This window comes from Haladaptatus sp. CMAA 1909, assembly GCF_043952005.1.
GTDB lineage: Archaea > Halobacteriota > Halobacteria > Halobacteriales > Haladaptataceae > Haladaptatus.
In genome coordinates, this window is the sequence record NZ_JBIOAV010000001.1 from 3,045,200 (window position 1) to 3,059,613 (window position 14,414).

14 protein-coding genes are annotated in these 14,414 nt (G+C 62.1%); 4 read left to right on the plus strand and 10 right to left on the minus strand.

Annotated elements, in window-relative coordinates:
• The first annotated feature begins 3 nt into the window (after positions 1-3).
• Positions 4-273 (plus strand): hypothetical protein, encoded by a 270-nt coding sequence (locus ACGYLY_RS16425; RefSeq protein ID WP_395283885.1) that lies wholly within the window; start codon positions 4-6, stop codon positions 271-273.
• Here ACGYLY_RS16425 and ACGYLY_RS16430 read toward each other — a convergent pair.
• The 5 genes from ACGYLY_RS16430 to ACGYLY_RS16450 are packed head-to-tail and all read right to left on the minus strand — an operon-like array spanning position 270 to position 3,035.
• Entirely contained in the window at positions 270-941 is a 672-nt protein-coding gene (locus tag ACGYLY_RS16430) for an ATP-binding protein (protein ID WP_395283884.1), read from the minus strand. The genes ACGYLY_RS16425 and ACGYLY_RS16430 overlap by 4 nt on opposite strands.
• Before the next feature lie 2 nt (positions 942-943).
• Positions 944-1,729, minus strand: coding sequence for an SDR family oxidoreductase (locus tag ACGYLY_RS16435; protein ID WP_395283883.1), 786 nt, complete (start codon positions 1,727-1,729; stop codon positions 944-946).
• A gap of 22 nt (positions 1,730-1,751) precedes the next feature.
• Positions 1,752-2,273, minus strand: a complete 522-nt coding sequence (locus ACGYLY_RS16440; RefSeq protein ID WP_395284188.1) for a Tfx family DNA-binding protein — start codon at positions 2,271-2,273, stop codon at positions 1,752-1,754.
• A gap of 18 nt (positions 2,274-2,291) precedes the next feature.
• Entirely contained in the window at positions 2,292-2,744 is a 453-nt protein-coding gene (locus tag ACGYLY_RS16445) for a TRAM domain-containing protein (RefSeq protein ID WP_395283882.1), read from the minus strand.
• A 24-nt stretch (positions 2,745-2,768) separates the two neighbouring features.
• The gene (locus tag ACGYLY_RS16450) at positions 2,769-3,035 is read right to left on the minus strand and encodes a hypothetical protein (RefSeq protein ID WP_395283881.1); all 267 of its coding nucleotides are present in this window, start codon (positions 3,033-3,035) and stop codon (positions 2,769-2,771) included.
• A gap of 13 nt (positions 3,036-3,048) precedes the next feature.
• On the opposite strand from ACGYLY_RS16450, the gene ACGYLY_RS16455 reads away from it, so the two are divergent.
• The gene (locus ACGYLY_RS16455; RefSeq protein WP_395283880.1) at positions 3,049-3,489 is read left to right on the plus strand and encodes a GNAT family N-acetyltransferase; all 441 of its coding nucleotides are present in this window, start codon (positions 3,049-3,051) and stop codon (positions 3,487-3,489) included.
• A gap of 178 nt (positions 3,490-3,667) precedes the next feature.
• Here ACGYLY_RS16455 and ACGYLY_RS16460 read toward each other — a convergent pair whose 3' ends face one another.
• Complete coding sequence (locus ACGYLY_RS16460; RefSeq protein WP_395283879.1) at positions 3,668-4,663, minus strand: radical SAM protein; 996 nt, start codon at positions 4,661-4,663, stop codon at positions 3,668-3,670.
• A 52-nt stretch (positions 4,664-4,715) separates the two neighbouring features.
• Positions 4,716-5,582, minus strand: coding sequence for an alpha/beta hydrolase family protein (locus ACGYLY_RS16465; protein ID WP_395283878.1), 867 nt, complete (start codon positions 5,580-5,582; stop codon positions 4,716-4,718).
• Between the two features lie 224 nt (positions 5,583-5,806).
• On the opposite strand from ACGYLY_RS16465, the gene ACGYLY_RS16470 reads away from it, so the two are divergent.
• Complete coding sequence (locus ACGYLY_RS16470; RefSeq protein WP_395283877.1) at positions 5,807-6,907, plus strand: DUF373 family protein; 1,101 nt, start codon at positions 5,807-5,809, stop codon at positions 6,905-6,907.
• Between the two features lie 283 nt (positions 6,908-7,190).
• Here ACGYLY_RS16470 and ACGYLY_RS16475 read toward each other — a convergent pair whose 3' ends face one another.
• The 3 genes from ACGYLY_RS16475 to ACGYLY_RS16485 all read right to left on the minus strand — a co-directional run bounded on the left by ACGYLY_RS16475 (position 7,191) and on the right by ACGYLY_RS16485 (position 12,104).
• Positions 7,191-11,276, minus strand: coding sequence for a DNA-directed DNA polymerase II large subunit (locus ACGYLY_RS16475; RefSeq protein WP_395283876.1), 4,086 nt, complete (start codon positions 11,274-11,276; stop codon positions 7,191-7,193).
• Between the two features lies 1 nt (position 11,277).
• On the minus strand, positions 11,278-11,697 hold the full coding sequence (locus ACGYLY_RS16480) for a PPC domain-containing DNA-binding protein (protein WP_395283875.1): 420 nt from the start codon (positions 11,695-11,697) through the stop codon (positions 11,278-11,280).
• A gap of 233 nt (positions 11,698-11,930) precedes the next feature.
• Complete coding sequence (locus tag ACGYLY_RS16485) at positions 11,931-12,104, minus strand: hypothetical protein (protein WP_231185983.1); 174 nt, start codon at positions 12,102-12,104, stop codon at positions 11,931-11,933.
• A 317-nt stretch (positions 12,105-12,421) separates the two neighbouring features.
• Between ACGYLY_RS16485 and ACGYLY_RS16490 the strand changes: the two genes are divergently transcribed.
• Positions 12,422-14,293: an ABC transporter substrate-binding protein gene (locus tag ACGYLY_RS16490; protein WP_395283874.1), complete on the plus strand. Its 1,872-nt coding sequence runs from the start codon at positions 12,422-12,424 to the stop codon at positions 14,291-14,293.
• Positions 14,294-14,414: the final 121 nt, after the last annotated feature.

The window sequence follows — 14,414 nt, forward strand, 5'->3', positions numbered from 1 at the left end:
GCTATGGCTGACGTACCATCCATCAAATCGGTCGAAACGGCGGACGACTACATTCACGTCAGATTCCGCGACCCGGACGTGTTCGACACGATTCGAACGCCCGACTGGGCCGCAAACGCCGCACAGGACATCTCGGAGGGCGCGGAGGTTCGGACCGGCAAACGTGGCGGCAGCGACGACTGGGAAATCCAGAGCGTCCTCATCAAAACGCAGGCGGGAGAGGAGAAAGCCCGCGACGAAGCGAAGGAAATCGCACAGGAAATAGAGTCCTAATACAGATCGCAGTAGTGGTACTCGCCGTCGCCCACTTCCTTCGTCACGGTTTCTCCGACTTCGACCGAGAGCGGTGAGTCGAAGGTCGGCCCGTCCCAGACGAACGTATGAAACTCGCCGTTCTCGCCGCAGGGGTCGACCCCGTCGGGAACGGCGGCGAGGAACGACTCGTCCAACTCTCGACCAACAAACGAGGCGTCCAATTTCGCCCCATCGACGGTCACGACAGTCGCGCGGAACCCGGCGTCGAGATACCGACGAATCTGTTCGTCGGTGTCGGGGTTCCAGACCGGCCAACTGCCCTCGATGCCCGTCTCCCCGAGTTGCTCCGTCCGGTACGCTCGGATGTTTTCGAGGAAGAGGTCCGCGAAGGCGACTCGCTCGATTCCACGTGTTTCGTACTCGGCCATCACGGCGGCCATTCGGGACTCGTACTCCTCGTTCGAGCACTCCATCGGGAGTTCGACGTACCGAATCGGTATTCCCAGCGCCTCGGCTTGTGCGTCGTATAACTCCCGGCGCACGCCGTGCATGCTACTTCGGCCGTTCTCTCCGACCGAGGTGAGGAGTTCCGTCACTTCACCCAGTTCGAACAACGCGTAGGCGGCGTCCTTGCCGCCGCTCCACGAGAGCACGGTCTTCGGTTCGGCCGTTTGCGTTTCAGCCATCTTCAGCTTCGCAGTCTCCCACCGTCGATGGGAAGCGCGACGCCGTTTACGAAACTCGCGCGCTCGCTCGACAGGAACGCCACCGTGTCGCCGAGTTCCATCGGGTCGCCCACCCGCCCCATCGGGATGTCGCTCGCCCAGTCGGCTAGCCCCTCCTCGTAGGTGTCGTACTCGCCGCGTTCGAGGGCTGCCTCCACCAACTCCTGAATCCGCGGCGTCTCGTGCGCACCGGGAAGCACCGCGTTGACTCGAACGTCCGGCGCGAACTCACGGGCCTGCGTCTGCATCAATCCGATGACGGCTCGCCGAACGGCGTTCGAAAGGACGAGTCCGTCGATGGCCTCCCGAACGCTCGTCGAGGTGATGTTCACCACCGTTCCGGTATCGCTGTCCGCGAGATACGGGTACGCCTGTTTCGTCAACCACACCGCGCTCATCACTAAGAGGTCGTAGGCGGCGTACCAATCGCGCTCCGTGGTGTCGAGAAACGGCCCGCTCGGCGGCCCACCCGCCGACGTGACGAGGTGGTCGAGTCCGCCGAACTCCTCGACGGTCAGTTCTATCAGCGCCTCGATTTCGTCCGGGTCGGTGATATCCGTCGGAACCGCGAGCACGTCCCCGCCGTCGAGTTCAGCGATTTCCTCCTCGGCGCTCGCCAACCCCTCCTCGTTCCGCGCGCAGATGACGACGTCGGCTCCTTCCCGCGCCAACGCCTTCGCGCTCGCCAAGCCGAGTCCGCTCGAACTCGCCGTTATCAGTGCCGTGTCGCCCTCCATCTCGAGGTTCATACGTTCGAATCCGTGCGAACCGCTAAAACTCCTCGGGAGTCAGCCGTCTGACTGCCACCTCGCCGTCCCGTGTCACGCCGATGAGCAGGGCGGTGCGAACCGTGCGCCCTTTCACCGCCCCGCCGGCCTCGTCGCTGATCCGCTTCATCAGCTCCGGTGCCGCGTGGTTCACCTTCACCCCTTCCACGTCACACGCTTCGTACACCCGCGAGGGGACGTCGTAGAGGTCGCTCTCCGGTTCGACTTCCACCCGAACCGGCGCGCGAAGCGCTTCCGCGAACGCCACCGTTTCGCGCGCCTTCCTGATGTTCTCCCGAGCGCTGGCTTCGATGCTCGAAACGTTCGCCCTCGACGTTCCCAACCGCTCCGCGATGGCCGCCTGCGCGGTATCACGTTCGCGGAGCGCCAGTACCTCCGCTTGTCGTCGGGTCAAAACACTCGTCTCCGCGTCGAACCCCGCTCGTCGGAGAATCTCGTCCGCGTCCGGTTGCTCACTCATTCGTACACTCCGACACGACTCGGCGTACGCCCCCCACCCGCAAATGACTGTCCACTCGTCGGTTTATCCGCCCCAGAAGTTGTCCCGACTTCCGAGGCGCTCCCGTTCGCGGCGGTTCGACCGCCGGTCGGCGTTCGCTTTGTCCCCTTCGCTCGGCGTCTCCTCATCCGCCTCGTCCGGTTCCATCGGCAACCGCTCCACGGGGTCGGCGAGCGCGTGGTTGCCCTTCACGTTCGTTATCTTCACCTTGGCGCGTGCGTCGGGGAGGATGCCGTCCACGAGAACGATGAATCCGTCCTCCGTTCGACCGACGCCGGAACCGCTCTCGTGGATGTCGTCGATTTCCACGACCACTTCCTCTCCCGGCTGAACAGGGGCGGTCTTCAACTCGCGGATGGGTTGGTTGTAGTGGTTGCACCACTCCGCGCCGCCGCGGTCGCCGTAGTGGTGACACCCCATCCCGCTGATTCGCTCTTCGAAACTGGGGCAGTGGTCGGCGAGTGGACAGTCGGGCATGCTACAGGCTATAGCGGCGCGCGCCTAAACACTTCCGCAACCTTCATCCACCACCTTTTGCTGCGAGAGCGCGGCAACGCCGCGCTCTCTGGCAAAATCTGGACCAAAAGCCTCCTCACCCTCTCCCGTCGCGTCCGAAGACTCGCGTTCGCTCGTCTTCGTCGCTCCGTCGGGGGATTCGTCGGCCCGAAAAATCGAAGATTTTTCGAGGGTGTTGCTGGACTCCGCGGTTGGGTCGCCGACCGATTTAATGTGTGTACGCCCCAGTAGAGTGGTTGTGAACCCGGTCATTCGGAACGCGAGGGTGGAAGACGCACCGGCGTTGGCCGAACTGTATCGCCGCTCGTATGCGGAGAACGAGAAAATCGGATTCCCGTCCAGCGTCGCCGATTGCGACGAGGAAACCGTCACACGGTGGATTCGGGACCGGACGGTGTTCGTTGCCGCTCACGACGGCGAGTTCGTCGGCGCCGTCCAGATGATTCCTCGTCCGGATTGGGAACTCCCCGAAATCGGCCGCCTCGCGGTCAGTCCCGATCGGCAGGAACGGGGAATCGGCAGCGCGCTGCTCGAATCGGCGGAGGAACACGTGAAGTCGGAAGGGTGGGGAACGGTTCGCCTTCGAACGCTCTCGGATCACCCGTTCCTCGAAGACTGGTATCGTCGGTGTGGATACGAACGAACCGGCGTGCAGAGCCTCGACAACCGTCCCTACGACGCGCCGCTACTCGAAAAAGAACTGTAACTTCGGGGCGCTCCGCGTCTCGCGTCGCTCGCGGAAATCACGCCAACGGCGTCCGCTCCACGACCTGCCGCGTGCACCTTTTTACTTCGTCGGGTCCGTTCGCGTCGCTCACGAACCACTCCTCGCAAAAACCTGCACCAAAAACATCCCGCTCACTCACTACGTTCGCTCGCGGAAATCACGCCAACGGCGTCCGTTCCACGACTTGACCGTCGTAGGTCGGATACTGCTCCACGATTTCGCCCTTCTCCACGTCTCCTTCCTCTATCATCTCCTCCAACAGCCACCACGCGACTTCGATGTGGTTCGATTTGACGGCGTAGAACTCCTCGGGGACGCCGAGGTCGGCGAACTGCCCTTTCTCGGCCCACGTCTTCCCGTAAATCAGGGTGCCGTCGTCGGTCACGTCGTCGAACTCGCGGCGAATCTGGCGGGCCATCCGCTTCAGGCGGTTGCGGTGTTGAGCGGCGTCCTTGAACACCGAGGTACAGAAGTACGTCCGCGGATGGTCGCCCATCACGTCGAGGATGTCCTCCTTCGAGCCATCCACGGCGGACATGTGACCCTCTTGGAGTTCGAACCCTTCGGCCTGCATCCGGCGGTAGTTCCCCTGTGACATCTCGAACTCGTTGATGTTGCAGAAGTCCGCCGCGCCCTCATCCAGAAAGTCGAGGAACTCTTCTTCGGCGCGGATTCCCGGAATCTCGAACGCGGGCGTGAGTCCTTCCTCGCGGGCGATGTAGAGGATATCTTCCCACTCGGTTCCGTGCAGGTCGCCCCACTGTTCGTACGGCGGATGGAAGCGGATTTCGTCCAGTCCGGCCTCCGACAGTCGACGCATGTTCTCCCGCCCGCCCGTGATTCCGGTGTAGAGGTGCGTGTGATGGTCCTCGCCGAACTCCTCCTTGAGGAGCGAGAGGTACCGACAGGTCTTGTTCATCGCCTCCTGCGGTTCGCCGCCCGTGATGGACGTGCCGAGCGCGTTCATGCGCTTTGCCTCCGTAATCACGTCCTCGTCGTCCTCGACGAGTCGTTCGTTGGCGTACACGTCGGTGACGTTCTTCCGGTTCTCGCCGAGGGGGCAGTAAAAACAGTCGCGCTGGTCGCAATAGCCGTAGACGAAGAGAACCATCTTCCCGCCTTCGGCACACTGTTCACAGCCCTTGGAAATCATTCGTTGTACCGTTTTACCCGTCGAGCCTCAAAAAGCGTGCGAATCGATCCGCTCACCCGCAAACCGTTCGCAGGAGGCTGTTCATGATCGACCACGTCTCCTCCGGGTTCGATTCGACCACGGCCTGTCCGTGTTCGCTTCCGCTGACCTGTTCGAGGCGAGCGGGGTTCGCGGCGGCCGCTTCCATCCGTTTCGCCATCTGAACGTACTCCTCGTCGTCCCCTTGGCTCACGACGAACAGCTTCCACCCCTGCATCTCGGCGACGACGTCCTCGCCTTCCTCCGGCGAGAGCGCGAACGTCCCGTCCACCGTCCCCGATTCCGCCCGTGCGTTCGCGCGGATGACCGCGTTCGCGCCCGCACCGGCACCGACGAGGAGGACGCGCTCGACACCGACCCGCTCGCGCAGGTAGCGAATCGCGGCGAGAACGTACTCCGGCGCGGCGTCGCTGCCCAGTTTCACGTCGATGGTGAGGCAGGTGTTGCCGTTCTCCGCGAACCGCTTCGCCATCGGGAGCCAGCTTTTCCTGTCGAACCCAGCGTCGTGTGCGAAGACGAGTGCACACTCGCCGTCACCCAGAAGCGTGCCCCGAACCGTGGCCCCGTTCCGAGTCGTAAACCGGACGTCGCCACCACCCTCCGGTGGTGGTGTTTCGGTCGTCGTCCCGTTCGTCGTCGTTTCTTCGGTCGTCTCGTCAGTGGTCGTTTCCGTCGCGTCCGTCGTTCCGGAAGCGGTCATTTCGGCGGTCCCGGTACCCGTACTCGTCGATCCGACGGCGGTTCCGGTCGTCCGCGTACCGCCTGTCGTTTCCGCGCTCGACGTCTCGTCGTCGCCGCTGGACGAACATCCTGCCAGCGTCGCCGTCGCCGCGACCCCGACCGCGTGGAGAAGGCGACGACGTGTCGGCGTTCCAGTCATTGGTCGAAGACTTCCGTATGAAGGTATTATTATTCGCGGGCTAATGTCGATCGTACGACGTCAAACCCACCGTTTAGACCGTTCATTCGACCGTCCCGGTCGTTTCTGTCATCCGAACTGTTCATGTTTTCAGAACGTCATCCGATCCCCTTCCTCCCCGCCGGACGACACCACTACCGCTCGCTCCCGAAAGCAATTAACCGTCCGTCGCGTACCACCCGGCAATGCTGTTGGTGTTGTGTGTGGACCTGGACGACGACCTCGGCCGAAAGACCCGATTCGATACGCCGGTCGTCGGACGGGACGAGGTAGAGACCGCTGCCGTCGCGCTCGCCACCGCAGACCCCGAGGACAGCGACGTCAACGTCATGTTCGAAGGGGTCCACCTCTACGACCGAATCCGCTCCGACGAGAGCGTCGAAGTCGCCATCGTCACCGGAAACGAAGGGAGCGACATCAGTGCCAACCGCGAAGTCGGCGAGGAGGTGGACACTGTCCTCGCCGGCCTCAGCACCAGCGAGGAGATCACCACCGTTATCGTCACGGACGGGGCACAGGACGAGAGCGTCATTCCCGTCATCCGCTCCCGCATCCCCGTCGATGGCGTCCGCCGGGTCGTCGTCCGACAGGCACAGGACTTGGAGTCGATGTACTACACCATCAAACAGGTGTTGGACGACCCCGAAACCCGCGGCACGATTCTCGTCCCGCTGGGCATCCTGCTGCTCATCTACCCGCTCGCGCTCGCCGCCGACCAACTCGGGATGCCCGGCAGCGCCGTCTTCGGCGGTATCTCGGGCCTCCTCGGGTTGTACATCCTCTTCCGCGGCCTCGGCCTCGAACGGTTGGTGGACCGCTTCGCGGAGAAGACCAGACGGAGCCTCTACTCCGGTCGCGTGACGCTCATCACCTACGTCGTCGCCGCCGCGCTCCTCGTCATCGGCGGCGTCAGCGGCATCGAAAACCTCGAAGCCGTTCGCGTGCAGAACGACGGCCGGAGTCTGGGCGCGCTCCGCGTCCTCGCGGCGCTCATCTACGGCGCGGTCGTCTGGTTCTCCGCGGCCGGAATCACCTCCAGCCTCGGCCAAATCACCGACGAGTACCTCGCCGACGAGTTCGAATGGCGCTACCTGAACGCGCCGTTCTACGTCCTCGCCATCGGCGGCGTCCTCTACGCCGTCAGCGCCTACTTCCTCAGCCGCGCCTCGCTCCAGTTCCTCGCCGGAATGCTCACCGCGGGAACCCTCCTCGGCCTGACCAGCACGCTCATCTTCGCCATCGCCGAATCCCGATATTCGAGGTCAGGACAGGCGCGAGCGAGCTAAGAATTCGTTTCCGCAACTCCGACTTTCCGGGTGGCGCACGCTGGCGAGGCGACGAGGACAACCCGTCCGAGTCGTCTCGGCGAAGCGTGCGAGGTCTTCGTGAGTGACGAAGGAACGAACGAATGGCTCGTCAGAGCTTTGCTCTGACGGTGGATGACTGAGCGAGTAAACGAGCGAAGGAGTCGGTTGTGGAGGGTGTGGCTGATGCGGTGGCGGTGCGGTCATGTGACGTCTGTACTTGCGGTCCCATACGAACCAACTGCGGTTCGTCACCCGCGGTGAATCACATGAAGTCGGCAATTCCGGACTGCTTGTTTTTATCGTTTTCAAAGACACTCTCCAACGAGCGCTCCAGAATCCGAAGGCGCTGTTTCGTGTACTCTCGGCAGTCGTACTCCTCGGCGACCTGAATCGCGGTGTCCATGTACTTGTTCACCGAGCCCTGATGCACCGTCAGGTTCACCCGGCCGCCGCACTCCCGACAGTCGCCCGAGAGCGGCATCCGGCGGTACTTCACGCCGCAGTCCAGACAGCGGGTTTCCTGCCGCGAAAAGGCGCGCAGGTTCCCGATGAGGTCGGGCAGGAAGTGCCCCTCGATGACCCGCTCGGCCACGTCGGTTTCGTCCACGGCGCGGGTCTTCCGCGCCAGTTCCAACTGCGCGTTCATCTTGTCCATCATCGACCCGAGGGTCTTGTACGCCGAGAGGTCCGGCCCGAGCGCGATGTTCGAAGTGTCGTGGGTGTGCCGGAATCCGGTGTACTCGCGGTCGGTTCCGAGGTACTCCTCCGCGATGGTGATGTCCACGTCCTCCGGGTCGGCCATCTCCCGCGTTGCCTCGTAGAACTCGCGCGGATATCGGTCCACGATGTCCATGTTGTGCGCCTCGTCGTCGATTTCCGAGGGGTCGATGCGCGAGGACATCACCAGCGGCGCGTCCATCTGCCCGCCGCGCTTGTCCGGCAGGAACTCCTTCGAGAAGTTGAGCAGGCCGTCCATGAGGAGCATCACGCAGTCCTCGTCACCGTCGCACTGCTTCGTCGCAATTCCGTTTGCGACGAGGTTGTGCGTGTCTCGAACGGTGACACAGTACGTGTTCGAAATCTCGGACTGAACGATTTCGACTCGCGTCACTTCGTCGCGCTCGAAGGACCCACCGTCCGCAACTGCTCCTGAACTCGTGTCTTCCTCCGAGAATCCAGAACCAGCCTCTCCGAGGAAACCGGGAACCGAAGCACCGACCTCCAACTCTCGCGCTTCGATTTCTTCGAGGCCGTTTCCGCTCCACCGAAGCATCGAATGGTCTGGAGTCACCGTAATTTCCCGCCCGCTTCGTGTTTCGATTTCGACCAAATGGTTCGGTGCCGGATGCTTTGAAACCGCTTCGACAGGTTTCCGGATGATGTTCCCGTTCTCGTCTATCGACGGAACAAGAACTTCTTCATCTAACTCTTCGACCAGCGCACCGAAATCATCCATCTGCGGGTTTTCCAACCGCTCTTCGACCAACTGTCGAATTTCGTCGTACCGCCACTCGTCGTCCTCGTCCCGATACCACACCTTCGTCTCCGGGTGGAAGCAATTCCTCCGCTTCGCTGCATGAAAATACGGATGTGCGTACCCCACCGCCGCGCTGGTAAAGCCGATGACGCGGCCGACGACGGCGGCGGAGGTGTGCGGGGCCATCCCGAAGACGAGTTCGCCGACCAAGTCGTCGCGCTCGTCCATGTCGTAGAACGGTTCGAGGCCGTAGTAGTCCTCCAGCAACTCGTCCACGAAGTCGGCGGTTTTGAGCAGGTGGGTGGCCGCGCCGTCGGAGAGGACGATGTCCTGCACGCGGAGTTCGACGAGCTGGTCGTCGTGTCGGAGCGGTTCGCCGTGAATGTCCTCGTCGTAGCCGAGCGCGCGGAGTTGTCCCGCTTCCACGTCCAGTTCGGACGCTCTGACGGACGTGACCGGAAGGTCGGTCATGTCGTAGCGAATCGTGCCGTCCTTGAACGCGCTGACGTCGTGTTTCGCGCGGAGGACGCCCTTCTCGATCGGTTCGGGCGTCTTGTGCGCCGAAGTGAGTCCCTTGACGCCTTTGAGCGTATCGAAGACGTTCGGGCGCTCGCCGACCGATTCGAGCGCGCTTCGGTACTCGTCGTTCATCTCTATCGTCTGCCACTCGACGCTCGTCGCGGGGACCTCACAGCGGGGACACTCGGCCCGTCCCGCTTGGTCCGGTTCGACGCGCGTTTCACAGTCGGGGCAGCGGTACACGGGATAACTGTTCCCGCCGCACTCCGGACACTGGCTTTTGAACGTCTCGGTGCCACAGTCCTCACACTCTCGACGACCGATCTGCACTTCGATTTGGCCGCGCTTTCCGGACATTCCCTCGGTGTGGGAGGCGGCTTTCGCCACGTCGCGCTGGTCGCCGCCCGCTTCGCCGAGCGGAAAGAGGGTGTGGACCGCGGGACTCATCTCGCGCTTCTCGGACTTCTCCGGCCGACCCATTCGGTTCCCGATTCGGGTCGGTGCGCGCTCCCGGACGGAAAACGGCGCGACTTCGTTGACCGCCTTCACGGCGTTGTCTCCGGGTTCGTTCTCGCCCCACTCGCGCGCTTCCTGTGATACAGTGTCCCACGTGCGCGTGAGGTCGGCGTCGAATCCGAGCGACCGAACGAGCGCTTCCCACTCGGGTATCTCCAACAGTTCGCCCTGCCTGTGTTCGACGAGCAGGTGTTCGAGCGCCGTCCGTACCGTTTCGGTGTTCGAAAGAACGAGTCGTCCGTCCCGGACTTCGCCCGCTTCGACCGCATCCGCTAACGCCTCGAACTCCGACACGGAGATGTCGTGCCAGAGGTAGGTGAACGTCGGATGAAGCGGTGCCTCGTACTCCGTCGCCCACTCCAACGCCTCCTCGGTTCGAGGGTTTTCGAGGTCGACGTGCGGGTCGTCGCGCATCGCCTGTACGTCGGCACCGGCGTGTTCGAAGTCCTGTACCCACCACTCGAACACGTAGGACGCGGGCGGGAGCGGGTGGTTGTTCTCCACGAACTCGCCGTAGTTGACGAGGTATTCGCCGAGGTCGAGTATCTCCTCGACGCCGTTTCTGATTTCGAGCGCCTCGTCGGTGTCGTCGATGCGACGCACGTCGCCGTTCGCCAACCGGACGGTCGGCCCCTCGATGGTATCGACGGGGATGACGCCGCCGGCCTTTCCGGGGCGTTCGGTCTTGATTTGGGTTCCCGTCGCCAGGAAGTCGTCCACGAGGTGCATCGTCGCGGGCTGTACGCCTGCCGTCGCGAAGCCGTGGTTTCGCGCCCGCCCGTAGCGGAGGCGGAACCCGCCGGGCCTGGACGGGTGGGTGAACACGGGACGCCCGGCGATGAGGTCGCGGAGGAACTTCGTCGCCTCGCCGACGCGAGGCGGTCCGTGTAACTCGTCGGTTTCCCCTTCCGCTCCGTGTTCCCCATCTTCCTCCTCGCCATCGTCGTCACCATCGTCAGCCACCGCGTCGTCTTCCTCCGATTCCCCATCGTCCTTCCCGATGGTGCCGTCGATGAGGTCCTGCAACCACGGCCAGTCGACTTCGTCCAGGTTCCGCGTGTATCGCTGTATCTTGGGCGCTTTGAGCGCGATCCCCTCCGCCAGAACGAGACACATCCCGCCGCGGGCGCTGTTGGTGTCCACGCGGTCCAAATCGCGGAACCCCGACACCTCTTCGTCACCCGTCGCCTCCCCGTCCAGCATGACGGGCATGTTCTTCGCGATGAACTTCGATTCCTTGTCCTTCGGGGAGTACTGCAGTCCGGTTTCGGAGTCGTAGAGGTTTATCTCCTCGGCGTAGCGCTCTATTTCGTCGTCGCGCGCCTCGTACTCACCCAACCCGATGAGCGCTCGCGTGTAGTCCGCGACCAGGACCGAAAGCGCCTGTGCCGTCCCGCCCGCCGACCGAATCGGCCCGGCGTAGTAGACGTTGACGAACTCCGTCCCGTCGTCGTTTTCGAGGAGTTCGACGCGGTCGATTCCCTCGATGGGCGCGGCGACGACACCCTCCGTCAACAGTGCAACCGCGGTGCGAACCGCACCCTCGATTTTCCCGGCACGGGTCTCGTAATCCCCGACGTTGCCGTCCGCGAAGTCCTTCGCCAGTTCGAGGGCGGCCTCCTCGCGGGACATCTCGCCTTCGAGTTCGCGGACGCGCTCCGCGACGTTCTCGATACCGAGGATGTTCTCCACCCGGTCCGCCATGTCCTTTGCAACCGGAATTTCGACTTCGGGTTGCGGGTCGCCGCTGCGCTCTTTTGCCGTTTCCGCCACGTCGAAGGCCTCGTCCAACCGCGATTCCAGTCGCTCGAAATACTGCCGGTCTTCGTCGCGCATGTCAGAGCCAGAGGTCCAAGTCGGTCGAGTCGTCGTGTTCCCGGACGAGTGATTCTTCGAACGTCCGCATGTACAACTCTCCGGCGAACACCGTCGCCGAGTCGAGATGCCCGGCGAGCGACTGCCCCGACCGTCGGGAGAGAACCGCGTGAGTGTGCGCGAACCGCTCGCCGTCGAGGAGCGCGATGTTGCCCACACACGAGGCGACTTCGAGCGGTTCGTCGAATCGAACCTCGCGGTACTCCGTTTCGTCCTGATCGTAGAACCAAACTTCCGCGTCCTGCACCGCGCCCATCGCGATGAACCACGCGGCATCGACATCCTCGTCGTCGGCCAGCGATTCTATCTCTTCGCGCCAGTCCGCTCCGTGTCCGAGTCGGGCAACGAACTCCCGTTCCCCGGCGACCTCCCGATAGTCCATGTCTGCAAGGAACAGCGTCCGGGGAAAAAAAGGTTCAGTATCGCCCGTCGAGTTTCCGCTTGGCGTGAGTATGGGTCCCTTTCCTGAGTACGATATCCGTTCTGGCGACCGTACTCCGAGTATGGTATCCATTCCCATCGAATTAGTTACCGTTTCTCCGGGTGCTCGTCGCGAGGTGAAAAGTGGATCCGTGGTGAGAGGGCTGTTCGGAGTCGAAGCGGTATCGAGGGGGACTATCGCCAGTTCGAGAGTGCGGCAGTGTCCGTTACTCGCATGCAAATCCACGCGTCATCTCGGGACACGTCTGCGATGACGAGCCGCTCCGTCTGTCCGTCATCGTCCACCGAGGCCATGACCTCGGAGTCGTTTGCAAGCGACACCGACATTGCTGCCGTATCCGGCGTCATACTTTGAGAGTGTGTACCAAGGGATATAAGGCCACCGAAACGCCGACAACCGGTCTAGCGGCGACACGGAATTCTTGAAAAACTGGTAAAATAGCCGACAACGATGTATTTCATGAAAATAATACCACGTTCCCCGTTCGGTTTTGCCAACGTGTTTCCTTTTCACATTTTATATTCTTTCTAACTATTGGGAAAAATATTTCTTCAATATAATACCCGAATCGGCTACGAACTGCAATAAACTGTGCGTTTAAGACCGTAACGATGCCAATACTAAACGGTAAGTTTATCCGCTATGATACACAATCCGAGTGTGGATGACAGATACTGACAACCTGACCCGTCGGCGGTTCCTACAAGCAACTGGAGGTGCGGCATCGGCTGTCGCGCTCGCCGGATGTACCGGTGGCGGCGACGACGGTAACGGCGACGGCAACGGTGACGGCAACGGCGACGGTGACGGCAACGGTAACGGTGGCAGCGGTGGAAACACGCTGCAACTCATGAACTCGACGGTGACCACCTTGGACCCGGTGAAAGCGGCAGACACCGCGTCCGGGACCATCATTCAGCAGATTTTCGACTCCCTCATGAACTATCCGAACGGGGAGATTGCCGTCGAGAAACAGCTCGCTAAAGGGCACGAGGTCTCCGACGACCAGAAGACCTACACCTTCCACCTCAAAGAGGGCGTAAAGTTCCACAACGACAAGGAAGTCACGGCGAAGGACATCGTTTACTCGTGGCGGCGTCTCGCCGAATCGAAGAACTCCCGTCGGCAGTACTTCATTCTGAGCTCCATCGGCGTCAAACACGAAACGACGACGAAGACGTACACGGACGACGAGGGAGAACACGAACTGACCGTCGCAAAAGCGAACTCGCTCGCGCTCAAGGCGAAGGACGACTACACCCTCGAGATGACGCTCGAGAAGCCGTTCCACGCCACGCTCGAGATGCTCGCCTACACGTCCTTCGCGGCAGTCCCCGAAGGCATCGTCGGCGACATCGAGGGCTACGACGGCGAGATGAAACAGACCAAGTTCGCGACGAAGAACCCCATCGGTGCCGGGCCGTTCAAGTTCAAGAACTGGCAGACGAACGTCGCCGCCGAAGTCGAGAAGTACGAGGACTACCACGGAGACGTGGCGAAGGTCGACGCGGTCCACTGGAAGATCTCTTCGAGCTCCGAGGCGAAGTACAACTACGGTGCCGTGAGCCAGAACGCGGACATGGGGTACGGGAGCCACTTCATCCCGACGTCCAAATACGACGCCGACAAAATCAGCGACACGAGTACGGACGACCTCGGTCGCACGGTCGGTAAGTACGGACCCGAGAAGGGCAACACGCTCGACTACCTCGGTGTATCGACCATCAACACCTACTACATGGGCTTCAACACCGCGACGGTTCCGAAGGCCGTCCGCCAGGCAGTCGCCTACGCGGCCAATCAGAAAACCATCGTCGAGGAAGTGTTCAAGGGCCGTGGTGCACCGGCGTACCACCTCACGCCCCCGATGATCTACCCCGGCGGTGCGCCGAAGTACAAGAGCCACGCCGAGAGCAAGTACCCGTACAGCTACAACGAGTCCAACCTCGAGAAGGCAAAGCAGGTGATGGAGGACGCTGGCTACAACGAGAACAACAAGTTCAGCTTCACCTTCACCGTCTACAAGTCCTCCTCGACGTGGCCCCAACTGGCCGGACTCCTCCGCGACCAGTTGCAGTCGGCACACATCGAGATGGAGATCAAGAAGACGGCGTTCTCCACGCTGCTGCAGCGCGGTCGTCAGGGTAAGCTCGAAGCCTACTCGCTCGGCTGGATCATGGACTGGCCCAAGCCGGACAACTTCCTCGGCCTGCTCTACCCGCCGCTGACCGACACGTCGAAGGACTCGCCGCAGTCGTACACGAACTGGTCGGGTACGCCCGCCGCGAAGAAGGCGACGAAGGCGTGGGAGACGATTCAGAACAACAGCGGTCCGACGGACGAGGAGATGAAGGCCCGGCAGAAGGCCTACATCAAGATGGAAGAGGCCAACTGGGAGGACGTCACCTTCCTCAACATGTATCACGGCCTCTCCGAGCGCTTCGCCTTCGAGTGGGTCGACGCGCCGAAGTTCGGTGGCGCCGGCTACAGTCGCCAGATGTACAATAAGGTCAAGCTGAGCGAACGGAACAAATAACGACCGGCAGTCGTTCATATTTCTTTTTCCGGCCCGTTAGCGGTGTCTATGTCCAGAAAACGGCGGTAATGTTATCGCAAGACATAATGAGAGGAACGCGAAATACGTATCCGTATCAGCC

Excerpts from the sequence above, each read along its gene's own strand:
- ACGYLY_RS16425 (WP_395283885.1), top strand. The coding sequence starts at position 4 with ATGGCTGACGTACCATCCATCAAATCGGTCGAAACGGCGGACGACTAC.
- ACGYLY_RS16430 (WP_395283884.1), bottom strand. The coding sequence starts at position 941 with ATGGCTGAAACGCAAACGGCCGAACCGAAGACCGTGCTCTCGTGGAGC.
- ACGYLY_RS16435 (WP_395283883.1), bottom strand. The coding sequence starts at position 1,729 with ATGAACCTCGAGATGGAGGGCGACACGGCACTGATAACGGCGAGTTCG.
- ACGYLY_RS16445 (WP_395283882.1), bottom strand. The coding sequence starts at position 2,744 with ATGCCCGACTGTCCACTCGCCGACCACTGCCCCAGTTTCGAAGAGCGA.
- ACGYLY_RS16450 (WP_395283881.1), bottom strand. The coding sequence starts at position 3,035 with ATGACCGGGTTCACAACCACTCTACTGGGGCGTACACACATTAAATCG.
- ACGYLY_RS16460 (WP_395283879.1), bottom strand. The coding sequence starts at position 4,663 with ATGATTTCCAAGGGCTGTGAACAGTGTGCCGAAGGCGGGAAGATGGTT.
- ACGYLY_RS16465 (WP_395283878.1), bottom strand. The coding sequence starts at position 5,582 with ATGACTGGAACGCCGACACGTCGTCGCCTTCTCCACGCGGTCGGGGTC.
- ACGYLY_RS16470 (WP_395283877.1), top strand. The coding sequence starts at position 5,807 with ATGCTGTTGGTGTTGTGTGTGGACCTGGACGACGACCTCGGCCGAAAG.
- ACGYLY_RS16475 (WP_395283876.1), bottom strand. The coding sequence starts at position 11,276 with ATGCGCGACGAAGACCGGCAGTATTTCGAGCGACTGGAATCGCGGTTG.
- ACGYLY_RS16480 (WP_395283875.1), bottom strand. The coding sequence starts at position 11,697 with ATGGACTATCGGGAGGTCGCCGGGGAACGGGAGTTCGTTGCCCGACTC.
- ACGYLY_RS16485 (WP_231185983.1), bottom strand. The coding sequence starts at position 12,104 with ATGACGCCGGATACGGCAGCAATGTCGGTGTCGCTTGCAAACGACTCC.
- ACGYLY_RS16490 (WP_395283874.1), top strand. The coding sequence starts at position 12,422 with ATGACAGATACTGACAACCTGACCCGTCGGCGGTTCCTACAAGCAACT.